The organism is Martelella sp. K41-7 (genome assembly GCF_055808365.1).
In genome coordinates this window covers 1980597-1995354 of record NZ_CM147867.1, presented here as the reverse complement: position 1 = coordinate 1995354, position 14758 = coordinate 1980597, and the positions used below count along the sequence as shown (strand labels likewise).

Annotated in this window: 9 protein-coding genes and 4 pseudogenes; 11 read left to right on the top strand and 2 right to left on the bottom strand. The window is 59.2% G+C overall.

Annotated elements, in window-relative coordinates:
* The first annotated feature begins 10 nt into the window (after positions 1-10).
* The 5 genes and pseudogenes from serS (at position 11) to AC0L7L_RS09420 (ending at position 4426) form a co-directional block, all read left to right on the top strand.
* Positions 11-1296 (top strand): annotated as a pseudogene (gene serS / locus AC0L7L_RS09440) (serine--tRNA ligase).
* Positions 1297-1305: 9 nt separating this feature from the next.
* Positions 1306-2062, top strand: a pseudogene (gene surE, locus AC0L7L_RS09435) (5'/3'-nucleotidase SurE).
* Positions 2063-2078: 16 nt separating this feature from the next.
* Positions 2079-2733, top strand: a pseudogene (locus tag AC0L7L_RS09430) (protein-L-isoaspartate(D-aspartate) O-methyltransferase).
* A 168-nt stretch (positions 2734-2901) separates the two neighbouring features.
* A complete protein-coding gene (locus AC0L7L_RS09425; RefSeq protein WP_473513560.1) occupies positions 2902-3450 on the top strand; it encodes a hypothetical protein in 549 nt (182 codons plus the stop codon).
* A 22-nt stretch (positions 3451-3472) separates the two neighbouring features.
* On the top strand, positions 3473-4426 hold the full coding sequence (locus tag AC0L7L_RS09420; protein WP_473513558.1) for a peptidoglycan DD-metalloendopeptidase family protein: 954 nt from the start codon (positions 3473-3475) through the stop codon (positions 4424-4426).
* 36 nt (positions 4427-4462) lie between these two features.
* On the opposite strand, the gene AC0L7L_RS09415 is transcribed toward AC0L7L_RS09420, so the two are convergent.
* Positions 4463-5332: an ATP-binding protein gene (locus AC0L7L_RS09415; RefSeq protein WP_473513556.1), complete on the bottom strand. Its 870-nt coding sequence runs from the start codon at positions 5330-5332 to the stop codon at positions 4463-4465.
* A gap of 219 nt (positions 5333-5551) precedes the next feature.
* Here AC0L7L_RS09415 and yajC point away from each other — a divergent pair, with 219 nt between their 5' ends.
* The 5 genes and pseudogenes from yajC to AC0L7L_RS09390 all read left to right on the top strand — a co-directional run bounded on the left by yajC (position 5552) and on the right by AC0L7L_RS09390 (position 10468).
* The gene (gene yajC, locus AC0L7L_RS09410) at positions 5552-5902 is read left to right on the top strand and encodes a preprotein translocase subunit YajC (protein WP_272211605.1); all 351 of its coding nucleotides are present in this window, start codon (positions 5552-5554) and stop codon (positions 5900-5902) included.
* 165 nt (positions 5903-6067) lie between these two features.
* Positions 6068-8633: pseudogene (gene secDF, locus AC0L7L_RS09405) on the top strand (protein translocase subunit SecDF); the annotation flags it as partial.
* Between the two features lie 3 nt (positions 8634-8636).
* A complete protein-coding gene (locus tag AC0L7L_RS09400) occupies positions 8637-9023 on the top strand; it encodes an Mth938-like domain-containing protein (RefSeq protein WP_473513853.1) in 387 nt (128 codons plus the stop codon).
* A 69-nt stretch (positions 9024-9092) separates the two neighbouring features.
* Positions 9093-9917 carry a phytoene/squalene synthase family protein gene (locus tag AC0L7L_RS09395; RefSeq protein WP_473513851.1) on the top strand — a complete coding sequence of 275 codons (825 nt, stop codon included), beginning with the start codon at positions 9093-9095 and terminating at the stop codon, positions 9915-9917.
* Positions 9918-10045: 128 nt separating this feature from the next.
* On the top strand, positions 10046-10468 hold the full coding sequence (locus AC0L7L_RS09390) for a hypothetical protein (protein WP_473513554.1): 423 nt from the start codon (positions 10046-10048) through the stop codon (positions 10466-10468).
* Positions 10469-10482: 14 nt separating this feature from the next.
* On the opposite strand, the gene trmFO is transcribed toward AC0L7L_RS09390, so the two are convergent.
* Positions 10483-11895: a methylenetetrahydrofolate--tRNA-(uracil(54)-C(5))-methyltransferase (FADH(2)-oxidizing) TrmFO gene (trmFO, locus tag AC0L7L_RS09385; RefSeq protein WP_272211599.1), complete on the bottom strand. Its 1413-nt coding sequence runs from the start codon at positions 11893-11895 to the stop codon at positions 10483-10485.
* A gap of 438 nt (positions 11896-12333) precedes the next feature.
* On the opposite strand from trmFO, the gene AC0L7L_RS09380 reads away from it, so the two are divergent.
* Complete coding sequence (locus AC0L7L_RS09380) at positions 12334-14733, top strand: phosphoketolase family protein (RefSeq protein WP_473513551.1); 2400 nt, start codon at positions 12334-12336, stop codon at positions 14731-14733.
* Positions 14734-14758 lie beyond the last annotated feature (25 nt).

The window sequence follows — 14758 nt, the reverse complement described above, 5'->3', positions numbered from 1 at the left end:
AGCAGGAACGATGCTTGATATCAAATGGATCTCGCGAAAACCCCGAAGCGCTGGACAAAGCGCTTGCGACGCGCGGTGCCGCACCGCTTGCGGCTCAAATCGTCGGACTTGACGAGAAGCGCCGGTCCGTTCTGCAGCGCCTGCAGGAAATGCAGTCCCGCCGCAACACCGCGTCGAAAGAAATCGGCGCGGCGATGGGCAAGAAGGACACGGCGCTTGCTGAAAAGCTGAAGGCTGAGGTCGCCGGGATCAAAACTGAAATGCCGTCGCTTGAGGAAGAGGAGAGGGTCGCAACCGCGGCGCTCGACGAACTGCTTTCCGGTGTTCCCAATATTCCGCTTGAAGACGTCCCCGTTGGCAAGGATGAGGACGACAATGTCGAAATCCGCAAATGGGGGCAGAAGCCGAGTTGGAGCCATGCGCCGAAAGAACATTTCGAAATCGGCGAAGCCCTTGGCGGGATGGATTTCGAGCGCGCAGCCAAGCTTTCGGGATCGCGCTTTACCGTGCTGACCGGGGCATTTGCGCGGCTTGAGCGGGCGTTGGGCCAGTTCATGATCGACATGCACACGGAAAAGCACGGCTACCTGGAAGTCAGCCCGCCGCTTCTGGTGCGCGATGCCGCCCTTTATGGCACCGGCCAGTTGCCCAAATTTGCCGATGACCTGTTTAAGGCGTCTGAGGATCGGTGGATGATCCCGACGGCAGAAGTTCCACTCACCAATCTTGTCGCTGGCGATATTCTGCCTGCTGAAACGCTGCCGCTGCGCTACTCCGCGCTGACCTACTGTTTTCGCTCGGAAGCCGGGTCGGCCGGGCGCGATACCCGCGGCATGCTGCGTCAGCACCAGTTCTTGAAATGCGAGATGGTGTCGATCACCGATGCCGAAAGCTCGCTTGATGAACTGGAGCGTATGACGTCGGCTGCCGAGGATGTGCTGCAGGCGCTCGGTCTGCATTATCGCGTTGTGAAGCTTTCGACCGGCGATATGGGCTTTGGTGCCCGCAAGACCTATGACATCGAAGTCTGGCTTCCCGGGCAGGACACCTATCGCGAGATTCTCGTCCTGTTCTGTTTGCGGTGATTTTCAGGCGCGCCGCATGAATGCGCGCTATCGTCCGAAAGACGAAAAGGCCACGCGTTTCGTACATACGCTTAACGGCTCGGGCGTTGCCGTAGGGCGTGCGCTGATTGCCGTTGTCGAAAACTACCTGAACGAGGATGGTTCAGTGACAATCCCCGAAGTGCTCGTCCCATATATGGGCGGCAAAACCAGAATCGATGCTGAAGGATAAGCGACGACCATGCGTATTCTGCTGACTAATGACGACGGCATTCACGGGCCGGGACTTGCCGTGCTCCAGAAGATCGCGGCCGAGCTTTCCGACGATGTCTGGACCGTCGCGCCGGAAACCGACCAGAGTGGCCTTGCCCACTCGCTGACGCTTTCTGAGCCGCTTCGTCTCCGCCAGACGGGCGAAAAACAGTTTGCCCTGCGTGGCACGCCGACCGATTGCGTCATCATGGCAATACGCGAGGTGCTGCCGGAAGCCCCGGACCTTATCCTCTCGGGTATCAATTCCGGCGCAAACATGGCTGATGATGTCACCTATTCCGGCACGATCGCCGCCGCAATCGAGGGAACGCTTCAGGGCGTACGCTCGATTGCGATCAGCCAGTCCGGACGCTATGACAACGGCCGGTATTTCCCCTGGGAAGTGGCCGAACACCACACGCTGCCGCTGATCTCGCAAGCTTTTGCCGCTGGAATTGCCGGAAGGCACGTTTTTCAACGTTAATTTCCCTTGCTGTGCACCCGACGAGGTCAAGGGTGTGCGGGTTACCGAGCAGGGTAAGCTCGAATCCGGGCTTTCTGTTGAAAAGCGCACCGATGGCCGCGGTTTGCCTTACTACTGGCTGACGTTCCGCGAGCGGCTGAGCACTTTTGCGCAGGACAGCGACCTGAATGCTGTTGGCCAGAACCATGTGTCGGTCACCCCCTTGAAGCTCGACTTGACCGATCATGTGGTTCGCGACAGGATCGCCGAAGCGCTTGCGTGAATGACGAGGACATATGGTGGCGACGAAGCTTCAGGAACGTGAGGGGTTTGCCGCGCTGGTGATGCGGTTAAGGGCGAGCGGTGTCACCAATCTCGATCTTCTGTCGGCTGTTGAGGCGACACCGCGCTCAGGTTTCACACCCTCCCATATGTCGCCCTATGCCTATTCCGGCCGGTCTATCCCGATCGAGTGCGGCACCTTCATGGAGGGCGCTGATCTTGCCATCCGTCTGATCGATATCCTGAAGGTCAAACCCGGACAGCGTGTTCTTGAGGTCGGGACCGGTTCCGGCTACACGGCCGCGATCATGGGGCGGATTGCCGAGCGTGTGCTCACGGTGGAGCGCTACCGCACCCTTGCTGACCTTGCCCGCAAGCGTATGGCCGATCTGGCGCTCAAGAGCGTGGTTGTACGCCAGTGCCGACGGGCGCGAAGGGTTAAGCGGGGAGGGGACTTTCGACCGGATCTTTTATACGGTGGCTCTGCCGGAAATTCCGCGTGCCCGGGTCGAGCAGTTGGTGTCCAACGGTGTCATCATGGCGCCGTTGATCCGCGAAGGCGCACCGCCGCTGATGGTGCGGATGACGCGAATCGGTAGCCGATTTGAACGGCAGGACCTGTTTGAGGTGCCTTATCTGGCTGTGGAGCGCGGTCTTTCGAAAGCGCTGTAATGTGGGGCGCGATACCCGTGCGCATAAAGGAAAACGCCCGTCTGGATCGCGTTTCATCGACCCCCGTTGAACTGATTTTCGGCATTGCTGCCCGGCCCTTAACCGCACGGTAACTCTGATAGGGTTAAAAACGGTGCAGTAAAGAGTTCAAGCGTACAGGGTCGGTTCATGCGTATTTCAGGTGTGCCGGAAGGCGGCAAGGCAACACAACGAATTCTGTTTGTTTCGGCGTTGGCGGTGATGGCCGCAAGCTGCAGTTCGCAGAGCGCACGGCTCGGCAACAGCCCCGATACAATGACGACAGGATCGGTTGCCGGTGTTCCGCAGTACCAGCAGATGGTGCCGCCGGAAAATGTCGGAAGCGGAGGCTATCAGACACTGCCTTCGCAGAATGCCGGTTCGGCTGTCGTCAGTCGCCAGCCGATCAATACCGCAACAACAGCCGGTTCAGGTGCGCGCATGGCGACGACACCCGTCGCCGTGCAGAACGGCAGCCTGCCGTCGCCGGCGGCGCCCGTCCAGATCGCGGCAGTATCCCAGCCTGTTAATCCGTCGGCAACATACAGCCAGCAGCAGACTTCGGTCGGCGCGCCGAGCAACTTGCCGTCACGCACCCAGGATGTTGCAACCCAGCGTGTGATGATGCGCTCGGACGAGATCCCTTTCCGCCTTTGCTGCGCGCAATGGCGCGTCGGAACAGGATATTCTGAGGCTTAACGGGCTGACGAGCGCCTCCCAGGTGCGTCCCGGCCAGGTCCTGATCGTGCCGCTGGTTTCGAGCCAGTCCTCGGCAGCAAAGGCCACGGCCCGGGCTCAGGGGCTTCCGCCCTCAGCCCCGGCCCCGGCCCCGGCTGGTACGCCCGATCAGCGTGTTGCGGTCCTGCCGAGCACGCCGAGCAGCCGCGATCGACAGAATGTCGGTACCACTGGCAGCAGCACCGCGTCTTCCGCTGCCGGTCAAAGCAGCGACGACCGGTCGCCGTCTGGTGGTAACGTCTATACCGTCAAGAGCGGAGACAGCCTCTACACAATCGCCAAGGCGAGTGGCGTGACAGTTGATCTGCTCAAAGCTGCCAATGGACTGACATCTTCGAACATCCGGATCGGTCAAAAGTTGCAGGTTCCGGTCGCCGGTGCGTCGCCGGCGCAGCCTGTGACGCCGGTTCAGGTCGGCCAGCAGCAGGCGCCGCAACAGCAGACAGCGGCCTCGGACAGCCCGAAGCCCTATCAGCCGCCGGCGGTGGAAAAGGAAGTCGTCGTCGAGGAAGTGGCCGTGCGCAGCGATGCAGGCGAGGTCGTGCCCGAAGGCACCGGCATTGCGGCCTATCGTTGGCCGGTCAGCGGTGCGGTCGTTGTTGGCTTCGGCCAGCCTTATGGCGACGAAATCAGCGAAGGCATCGATATTTCAGTGCCGCAGGGCACGCCGATCAAGGCCGCTGAAAACGGTGTCGTGGTCTATGCCGATGACGGGCTTTCTGATTACGGCAATGCCATCCTTATCCGCCATGACGATGGCCGTGTGACCGTCTACGGCTATGCGGAGGAACTCAAGGTCAAGCGTGGCGACAGCATTCAGCGCGGCCAGACGATTGCCACATCGGGCATGACCGGCAAGGCGACACGGCCGATGGTGCATTTCGAGGTTCGCGATAACACCAAGGCCGTCGACCCGATGCCTTATCTCAATGGCTGAGCAGAGATCCGGGCAGGCTTGGTTGACCTGCCCACCTCACAGTTTCAGGTGTTTGCGCTGACGCCCGGCGATGTCCTGAACGAATTGCCATGCGACGCGGCCTGAGCGGCCGCCACGTGTAGTGGCCCATGTCAGAGCCTCGGCATGCAGCTTTTCCTTCTCCCCATCCAGTTCGAAATGGGCCGCATAGCCGTCGATCATGGCGAGATAGTCGTCCTGGCTGCATTTGTGGAAGCCGAGCCAGAGGCCGAAGCGGTCTGACAGCGAGACCTTTTCCTCGGTCGCTTCGGACGGGTTGATGGCGGTCGAGCGCTCGTTTTCGATCATGTCGCGCGGCATCAGGTGGCGGCGGTTTGATGTCGCATAGAGCAGCACATTTTCCGGCCGGCCCTCGACGCCGCCGTCCAGCGCCGCCTTCAGTGATTTGTAGGCGGCATCGTCGTGATCGAAGGACAGATCGTCGGTGAACAGCAGGAACCGGTACTGTGAGGTCTTGAGGATATCGAGAAGATCGCCAAGCGAGCTGATGTCTTCACGATAAAGCTCCACCAGTTTCAGCTTGAGGGCCGGGTTCTCCGCGATCCCGGCATGGATCGCCTTGACCAGTGACGATTTCCCCATGCCACGCGCGCCCCATAAAAGCGCATTGTTTGCAGGAAAGCCCTCAGCAAAACGCAGCGTGTTTTCATGGAGAATGTCGCGCACATGGTCGACCCCGCGGATCAGCGAGAGGTCCACACGGCTTGGGGTGTCGACGGGCGAGAGATAGCGCTCCTCCGGCTTCCAGACAAAACAGTCCGCTGCATCGAGATCGTTCTTGCGCGACGGCGCCGGCCCCATGCGCTCCAGCGCGTCGGCCAGTCGTTTGACTTCGGCGATCAGCGCCTCTGTGGATTTCTTGCCCAATTTGCACTCCCGTGAATTCGATAAGCAGGCGGTTCGAACCACAGCTTTTCGCTTTTTGTTGCCGTTGCAAGGTCGAAATGATGGTAAAATGATCGCTTCCCCCCAAAAAGACCCCTTGTTTTTGCGGCTATTGTTGCATTGAACTGGCCTCCGACTATATACCGGCGACACATCCGAGGGGCTTAGGCCTCGTTTATGCTTTGAGGAGTTTTGTACGACATGTTTAGCACGGCTTACGCCCAGGCAGCGGGCGGTTCAGGCGCGATGGGATCGGGTCTCGAGATGATCTTCCTGTTCGTGCCGCTGATGGCGATCTGGTACTTCCTGTTGATCCGTCCGCAGCGCCGCCAGGCCAAGAAGCGCCAGGAAACGCTTTCCGCCATTCGTCGTGGCGACCAGGTGGTCACAGGCGGCGGTATCGTCGGCAAGGTCACAAAGGTGATCGACGACAGCGAACTGGAAGTCGAGATTGCCGAAGGCGTCCGCATCCGGGCCATGCGCAGCCATGTGTCCGATGTTCGCGTCAAGGGCGAGCCGGTCAAGACCGAGGACGCCAAGCCGAAGAGCTGAAGCCAGTGCCGCCGGCCTGTTTCGCCCTGAAAAGGCGATATTGGCCGGTCTAACTGTTATACGCGCAACCGGAACCGACCGTCCCGGTTGATTGGCTGACAAACATGTAGGGCGATACCCGAAGGGTGTCGCCTGCTTCGTGAAAACCGACGAACCGAGACCTCCATGCTGTATTTTTCCCGTTGGAAGACCATATTCATCTGGCTTGTTGTGGCGCTGGGAGTGGTAATCGCTACGCCCAATCTCTTGAGCGACCAGCAACTGGCGAAGCTTCCGGGATGGATGCCAGACAGCAAGGTCACCCTGGGGCTCGACCTTCAGGGCGGGTCCTACATCATGCTCCAGGTCGACCGCACCGATATCGTCACTGACCGCATGAACACGCTGGTCGATGACGTACGCGCCGATCTGCGAGAGGCGCAGGTGCGCTACACCGGCCTTTCCGGTTCGGGACAGACCGCGCAGGTTCGCATCAGCGACCCCGACCAGTATGTCGCCGCCGAAGAGGCGCTCCAGCCGCTTACGGAATATATCAATGCCGGCACACTGAATGGCGGCACCTTTCAGGAAGTGACCATCTCCGATGACGGAAATGGTCTGCTGCAGCTTTGGCTTTCCGATGCCGGTGTCGATTACCGCATGCGTTCAGCCGTACAGCAGTCGATTGAGGTCATCCGCCGCCGTGTCGACGAACTCGGCACCACCGAACCGCTGATCCAGCGTCAGGGCGACGACCGCATTATCGTTCAGGTTCCCGGTCTTGACGACCCGCAGCGCCTCAAGGCTCTGCTAAACAGAACCGCGAAGCTGACCTTCCACATGGTCGATACGTCGGTTAACCCGCGAGATGCAATCGAGGGCAGACCACCGGCGGGCGACGAAATACTCTATACGATGGATGATCCGCCGGTTCCCTACGTGATCGAGAAGCGCGCGTTGATTTCCGGCGAGGACCTGGTCGACGCGAAGGCCGCCTTTGACCAGCGCACCAATGAGCCGGTCGTCAATTTCCGCTTCGATCTCGCGCGGCGCACAGCGTTTCGCCCAGGCCACACAGCAGAATGTCGGCCGTCCCTTCGCCATCGTGCTCGACGACCAGATCGTGTCCGCTCCGGTGATCAACGAGCCGATCCTGGGCGGTTCCGGCCAAATCTCCGGCAATTTCACGGTGCAGGGCGCAAATGACCTTGCTGTGCTGCTGCGCGCCGGTGCATTGCCGGCCACGCTGACCGTGGTTGAAGAACGCACGGTCGGACCAAGCCTCGGCGCCGACTCCATCCGCGCCGGTGTTCTCGCCTCGGTCATTGGTGCGGCACTGGTGGTCGTGTTCATGCTCGCATTTTACGGCATGTTCGGGCTGGTCGCGAACATCGCGCTGTTCTTCAATATTGTCATGCTGATCGCGCTTTTGAGTGTCATCGGCGCAACGCTGACGCTCCCGGGCATTGCCGGTATCGTGCTGACCATCGGTATGGCGGTCGACTCCAATGTTTTGATCTATGAGCGTATCCGTGAGGAGCGGCGGCGCAATGGCCGCAACGTGGTTCAGGCGGTTGATGCCGGCTTCCGGCGTGCATTCGCCACGATCATCGACGCCAACCTGACGACACTGATCGCGGCTGTGATTCTGTTCTTCCTGGGCTCTGGCCCGGTTCGCGGCTTTGCCATCACGCTTGCCATCGGTATCCTGACGACGATCTTCAGTGCGTTCTTCCTGACGCGCTTCATGATCTCCGAGTGGGTGCGCCGCCGACGTCCGAAGGAACTGCCGAAGGGCATCCGCACGGGTATGTTCGACGGTATCAACTTCTCCTTCATGAATTTCCGGAAGATCTCGTTCATCGCATCGGCTGTTCTTGTCGTCGCATCTGTCGTCGGGTTCGGAACACACGGGATGAACCTCGGCATCGACTTCACCGGCGGTTCTGTCGTGCAGGTTGAATCGAAATCTGGGCCTGCTGACATCGGTCAGATCCGTACCGACCTGAACGGGCTGAACCTTGGTGCCGTTCAGGCGCAGGGCTTTGGCACCGATAAGGACGTGCTGATCCGCGTTCCGGCGCAGGACGGGGGCGCGAATGCCGAGCAGAGCGCGATCTCCAAGATCCGCACCGCGCTCGACAGCAGCTATAATTTTGTCCGGGTCGAAGTCGTTGGACCGGTTGTTTCCGGTGAGCTTTCGCGTTCGGCCACGATCGGGGTTCTGGCTTCGCTGATCGCGATCCTGATCTATATCTGGTTCCGGTTCGAGTGGCAGTTTGCCGTCGGCGCGATTATCGCTACTGCGCACGACGTGCTGCTGACCATCGGCATCTTCGTGTTGACGGGGGTCGAGTTCAATCTCACCAGTATTGCCGCGGTACTAACCATTGTCGGCTATTCGCTGAACGATACCGTTGTGGTCTATGACCGTGTGCGCGAGAACCTGAGGCGGTATCAGAAGATGCCGCTGCCGGAATTGCTCGACATCTCGATCAACCACACACTGTCGCGTACCATTCTGACCGCGCTGACGACCATGCTGGCGCTTGCCGCACTCTATCTCTTTGGTGGCGAGGTGATTCGTTCTTTCACCTTTGCGATGCTGTTCGGCGTGGCAATCGGGACCTATTCGTCGATCTATATCGCGGCACCCATCCTGATCGCTTTCAAGCTGCGCTCTGATACCTTCCAGAAGAAGGACAAAGAGAAAGACGCGCCGGAAGAACGCGGTTCGGTGACAGGGGCTAAGCTGATGGCGCGTGGCATCGAGATCCGCGAGGCGCACTTCCCGGGAAAGGCGCCGATCGACACCTATGGCAATGGCGGGTTCCGCTTTGCAGATATGTCGCATCGCGGGTCTCTGCTGTGCTTGCCGTCGGGCATCCATGGCTGGGATGTGACCTCGCCGGAAGACATGGCGGCTGTGGCTTTTGAACGGGTGCTGGCGGAGGCGGATGAAATCGAGGTCCTGCTGGTTGGGACCGGTACCGAGATGGTGATCCTGCCGAAGCCGTTACGTGAGGCTTTGCGTGCGAAGAAGATCGTCGCCGATCCGATGAATACGGGCGCGGCTGTCAGGACCTACAATATCCTGCTTGGCGAATCACGCGCGGTTGCTGCGGCCTTGATCGCCGTTTGAAAACATCTCGGAAACGGCCTGAAAAAAACGGGAGCATGTATCGTGGCGGATCGCACCGATAACGAAGAAATGCTGCTGGCCGAACTGCGTGAGGCCGACCGCGACCGTTATCTGGCCGCACTGCTCTCGCCTGCCGGAAAGCGCGGCGCGCTTGCAGCGCTTTATCTATTCAGTGCCGAACTTGCCCGGGTGCGTGAACGTGTCAGCGAGCCACTGCCGGGCGAAGTAAGGCTGCAATACTGGCGCGATCTCCTGGAAGGTTCGGGCCATGGCTCGACCGAGGCGAACCCGTCGGCTGCCGCACTTCTGCAAACAATAGATCGCTTCCGACTGCCACTCGACCCGCTGATCCGGATGACAGAGGCGCGGATTTTCGATCTTTACGACGATCCGATGGGCACGATTTCGGACTTTGAGGGTTATGCCGGAGAGACAGCTTCGGCGCTCATTCAACTCGCAAGCTTGGTTCTGGACGCCGACGCGGCGCGGCGTTTTGCCAATGCGGCGGGGCATGCCGGCGTGGCGCAGGCGGTTGCAGGAACACTGCTGCTGCTGCCGCGCCACAGGGCCGCCGGCCAGGTGTTCATCCCGGCTGAAATTCTCTCGGCCACCGGTCTGGAGCGGGAGAGCTTCCTTATTGGGAACGACACGACGCGAGTCGGCAACGCGATCAGGGCTTTCGCTTCATTCGGGCGATCTCATTTGTCGAAGTTCCGGGCCGATGGGCCGGTTGCCAAATCGCTTCTGCCGGCGTTCCTGCCAGTGTCAGCCTGTGAGAGCATTCTTGTAAAAGCCGAGGCTTTGGGCGAAACTGCGCTCGCCGGGTCGATCCGTCCTTCCCAGTGGAAGAGGCAATTGTTGATGATGCGCTCTTTGCTGTTTCGTAAGTTTTGACCTGTATCGTTTCGCCCGAGCACAGGACCCGAGACTGCTTCGGCGGCAGATTATTCAAAATCTACCCTCCTGCTTTAATCGTTCGGGATCGCTGACATGAATGCTGCATTAGGAGAGGAAGGTGGCGAATGGAAACGTGGGTGTGGCTTGTCGGAGCTGTGTTCGTCGCCATGGTATTATTTTACTATTTCGGGCGTGCCAAAGCACAGAGAACGCCGACTGAGGTTTCGGTCGACGAGGCCAATGGCTGGGCGCGCCGCGAGTTTGGCCGCAGCTACCCCGATGATCGGGTGGCCTCCGTCATTGGTGATAAGGAAATTGAAACATTTTTCCTGAGATTGGCCGATGGCAAGGTCGGCATGTACCGCTCCCGCCGCGGGAAGGGGCAGGCTATCGTCGTCCAGCAGAGCGACTACCGCTTGCGCGCGCTGCCGGAAGCAAACGGTCTGCAGGTGGATTTTCCCGAAAACGATTTCTTCAGCGGAAACTACTATTTCCGCAGCGAACAGGATGCCGCGGACGTTTCAACCTGGATGCTGAACGCCCGCTGACATGATCCTTGGTATCAGGCGTCGACCCACGCCTTGCAGGCCTCCAGAGCCCGCTTTGCAACAAGCTGCTTCTTCACCGATGATTTGGCCTTTCCGCGTGGGCGCTTTCCGGTCTCCGGATCGATCAGCGCACCGGGTTCCAGCTCGGGAAACAGGCCGAAATTGATGTTCATCGGCTGGAAGGAACGCTTTCCGCCTTCTTCTTCATGCGACAGGTGTCCACCGGTGACATGGCCGAGCAGGGAACCGAGTGCGGTTTCGGATGGCGGGATGACCGGGGGCTGTCCAAGCCGCTCTGCCGCCGCGAATCGCCCGGCGAGTAGGCCGATGCTGGCGCTTTCGACATAACCTTCGCAACCGGTGATCTGACCGGCAAACCGCAGCCCTGACCGCCCTTTGAGCGCAAGTGTTCCGTCGAGCAGCGTCGGCGCGTTCAGATAAGTGTTGCGGTGAAGGCCACCGAGGCGGGCAAATTCCGCATCCTGAAGACCGGGGATCATCTTCAGCACGTCCTTCTGCGAGCCGTAGCGCAGCTTGGTCTGGAAGCCGACCATATTGTAAAGCGTGCCGAGCGCGTTGTCCTGGCGTAGCTGCACCACCGCATAGGCCTTGATATCCGGCTTGTGGGCATTGGTGAGGCCCATCGGCTTCATCGGCCCGTGCCGCAGGGTTTCGCGCCCGCGCTCCGCCATGACTTCGATCGGCAGGCAGCCGTCGAAATAGGGTGTGCCTTCCCATTCCTTGAAATCGGTCTTATCACCGGCAATCAGCGCATCAATGAAGGCGTTGTATTCTGTCTCGTCCATCGGGCAGTTGATGTAATCCTTGCCTGTGCCGCCAGGGCCAACCTTGTCATAGCGCGACTGGTACCAGCAGATATCCATGTCGATCGTGTCGCGGTAGACGATCGGTGCGATGGCATCGAAGAAGGCGAGGGCCTCCTTGCCTGTTCTGGCGCTGATGGCTTCGGCAAGGGCAGGGGCCGTCAGCGGGCCGGTGGCGATGATGGCCTGGTCCCAGTCTTCCGGCGGCAGTGCGGTGATTTCCTCGCGCACGATTGTAATCATCGGATGGGCGACAAGCTTTTCGGTGACAGCATCGGAAAAGCCACCGCGGTCCACTGCCAATGCGCCGCCCGCCGGCACCTGATGGGCATCCGCGCAGGCCATGATAAGCGAGTTCGCCAGGCGCATTTCGGCATGGATGACGCCGACAGCATTGCTCGTTGCGTCATCGGAGCGGAATGAGTTGGAGCAGACAAGCTCGGCAAGGCCGTCGGTCTTGTGAGCCGCGGTCTCGCGCACGCCACGCATTTCATGCAGGATCACAGGAATGTCGCGGCTGGCGATCTGCCATGCGGCTTCGGAGCCGGCAAGGCCGCCGCCAATGACGTGGATGGGTTTGGGTGAATTGCTGGTGTCGGACATGGTTGTTCAAACCGGAAGGTTGGCCGGGGCTATGTTGCCGGCGAGTTTCAGTTTAGTCTCTCACCGGAAGGGTCGGTGGATTTTGTCTTGGAAATGCCAGATTGGCGGCCCGCCGTCGAGTAGCGGGCACTTATTTGCGGCGCGAAACGAATTTCCTGATTTTTTTACATATCGCCAAAAGTCTGTCACGGTTAACGTTGTAAAATCGCGCCACAAAAGTTTGCAAACGTCAAGTCGTTGAAAGTGCTGAAACAACTGTTATGTCGTGTTCAGAAACGTGTCTTTGCGTTTCGCTGAAGCCGTTAAACTCCACGACTCGTTCGGTCGAAAATTTCCTACGAAGCCTTCCGGTTGATTTAGGTCATGTGATGCGAAACGGGTCTGAGGGATATAACAAATCGATTTAAACGCCAATTTGATTTCGAAAAGGGAGTCGACATGGAACAGATCACGCCTGATAGCACCCAGAATATTCTGGGGCCCGAAGAACTGGATCTGATGAATAGATACTGGCAGGCGTCCAACTACCTGTCGGTTGGTCAGATTTATCTTATGGACAACCCCCTGCTGAAGGAGCCTCTCGCAGAAGAAGACGTCAAGCCTCGCCTTCTCGGCCACTGGGGCACGACGCCGGGCCTCAACTTCATCTATGTGCACCTGAACCGCGTTATCAAGAAATTTGACGCAAGCACGATTTATATCTGCGGTCCCGGCCATGGCGGTCCCGGTCTGGTCGCCAACGCCTATCTCGACGGCACCTACACCGAAGTCTATCCGGAGATCACGGAAGACGAAGACGGTATGCAGAAGCTGTTCAAGCAGTTTTCGTTCCCTGGCGGCATTCCGAGTCACGTTGCACCGGAAACGCCCGGATCGATCCATGAAGGTGGCGAGCTTGGTTACGCGCTTGTCCACGCCTTCGGTGCTGCTTACGACAATCCTGACCTGATCGTTGCCTGCGTTGTTGGCGACGGTGAAGCCGAAACCGGCCCGTTGGCCGCTTCGTGGCATTCGAACAAGTTCCTGAACCCGATCAACGACGGCGCCGTTCTGCCGATCCTTCATCTCAACGGCTACAAGATCGCAAATCCGACCCTGATGGCCCGGATGAGCAAGAAGGACCTGACCGACCTGTTCCAGGGTTACGGCTATCAGCCCTTCTACGTTGAAGGCGATGATCCGGAATACATGCACCAGCGCATGGCCGAGGTCATGGAAGAGTGCTACACGCGCATCCGTGAAATCCAGGCTGAAGCCCGCGCTGAAGGCACGGTCTACGAAATGCCGCGCTGGCCGATGATCATCCTCCGCAGCCCCAAGGGCTGGACCGGTCCGAAATTCGTCGACAACAAGAAGGTCGAAGACTTCTGGCGTTCGCACCAGGTTCCGATTTCGGCAGCGCGTGAAAACGCCGATCACCGCAGCCAGCTCGAAGACTGGCTGAAGAGCTATGCCCCCGAAAAGCTGTTTGACGAAAACGGCAAGCTGGTTCCCGAACTGAAGGCGCTTGCGCCTGAAGGCGACCTGCGCATGAGCGCCAACCCGCACACCAATGGCGGTATCCTGCGCAAGGAACTGAAGATGCCCGACTTCCGCGAACTTGCGGTGGACGTCAAGCAGCCCGGCGAAGTGATGACCTCGGCGACGAAACGTCTCGGCATGCTGCTGCGCGAAGTCATGAAGCTCAATGCTGAAGAGCGTAACTTCCGCTTGGTGGGCCCCGACGAAACAGCATCGAACCGCCTGCAGGATGTGTTCGAAGTGACCGACCGCGTATGGATGGCTGACATTCTCGAATATGACGAAGGCGTCGCTCGCGATGGCCGGGTCATGGAAGTGCTCAGCGAGCATCTGTGCCAGGGTTGGCTGGAAGGTTACCTGCTGACGGGACGCCACGGTCTGTTCTCGTGCTATGAAGCTTTCATCCACATCATCGACTCGATGTTCAACCAGCACGCCAAATGGCTGAAGACCACGCAGCATATTGGTTGGCGCAAGCCGATCTCGTCGCTGAACTACCTTCTGACCTCGCATGTATGGCGTCAGGACCACAACGGCTTCAGCCATCAGGATCCGGGCTTCATCGACCACGTCGTCAACAAGAAGGCAGACGTCGTTCGCACATATTTCCCGCCGGATGCCAACACGCTTCTGGTTGTCGGTGACCACATTCTGCGCACCTACAACCGCGTCAACGTTATCGTTGCCGGCAAGCAGCCGCAGCCGCAGTGGCTTTCGATCGAGGAAGCAGTCGTGCATTGCGACACTGGTCTTGGCGAATGGAAGTGGGCCAGCAACGTGCCGGAAGGCGAACAGCCCGATGTTGTCATGGCCTCGGCCGGTGACGTGCCGACCCTGGAAATGATGGCCGCTGTCGATCTTCTTCGCCAGAAGCTGCCGGAACTGAAGGTCAAGGTTGTCAACGTTGTTGACCTGATGGCCCTGCAGCCGAAGGAAGAACATCCGCATGGTCTGCGTGATGCCGACTTCGACGAGTTGTTCACCGACAACAAGCCGGTTATCTTCGCCTATCATGGTTATCCCTGGCTCATTCACCGCCTGGCCTATCGCCGTCACAACCACAACAACATCCACGTTCGTGGGTATGTTGAAGAGGGAACGACGACAACGCCATTCGATATGGTTGTCCAGAACCGCCTCGACCGTTTCCATCTCGCCATGGATGCGATCGAACGTGCCGGTGGATTTGGTGAAAGAGGTGCGGCCGCTTTGAACTATCTCAAGGAAAAGCGTGCCGAACATCACGATTATATCCGTGTGCATGGTCAAGACATGCCGGAGATTCTCGATTGGAAATGGCCCTATCCCAAGGGCTGATCCAAAAACTGAAGCCTGCGCACCG

Coding starts and splice junctions, on each gene's coding strand:
- AC0L7L_RS09425 (WP_473513560.1), top strand. CDS start 2,902: ATGCGTATTTCAGGTGTGCCGGAAGGCGGCAAGGCAACACAACGAATT.
- yajC (WP_272211605.1), top strand. CDS start 5,552: ATGTTTAGCACGGCTTACGCCCAGGCAGCGGGCGGTTCAGGCGCGATG.
- AC0L7L_RS09400 (WP_473513853.1), top strand. CDS start 8,637: ATGGCGCGTGGCATCGAGATCCGCGAGGCGCACTTCCCGGGAAAGGCG.
- AC0L7L_RS09395 (WP_473513851.1), top strand. CDS start 9,093: ATGCTGCTGGCCGAACTGCGTGAGGCCGACCGCGACCGTTATCTGGCC.
- AC0L7L_RS09390 (WP_473513554.1), top strand. CDS start 10,046: ATGGAAACGTGGGTGTGGCTTGTCGGAGCTGTGTTCGTCGCCATGGTA.
- trmFO (WP_272211599.1), bottom strand. CDS start 11,895: ATGTCCGACACCAGCAATTCACCCAAACCCATCCACGTCATTGGCGGC.
- AC0L7L_RS09380 (WP_473513551.1), top strand. CDS start 12,334: ATGGAACAGATCACGCCTGATAGCACCCAGAATATTCTGGGGCCCGAA.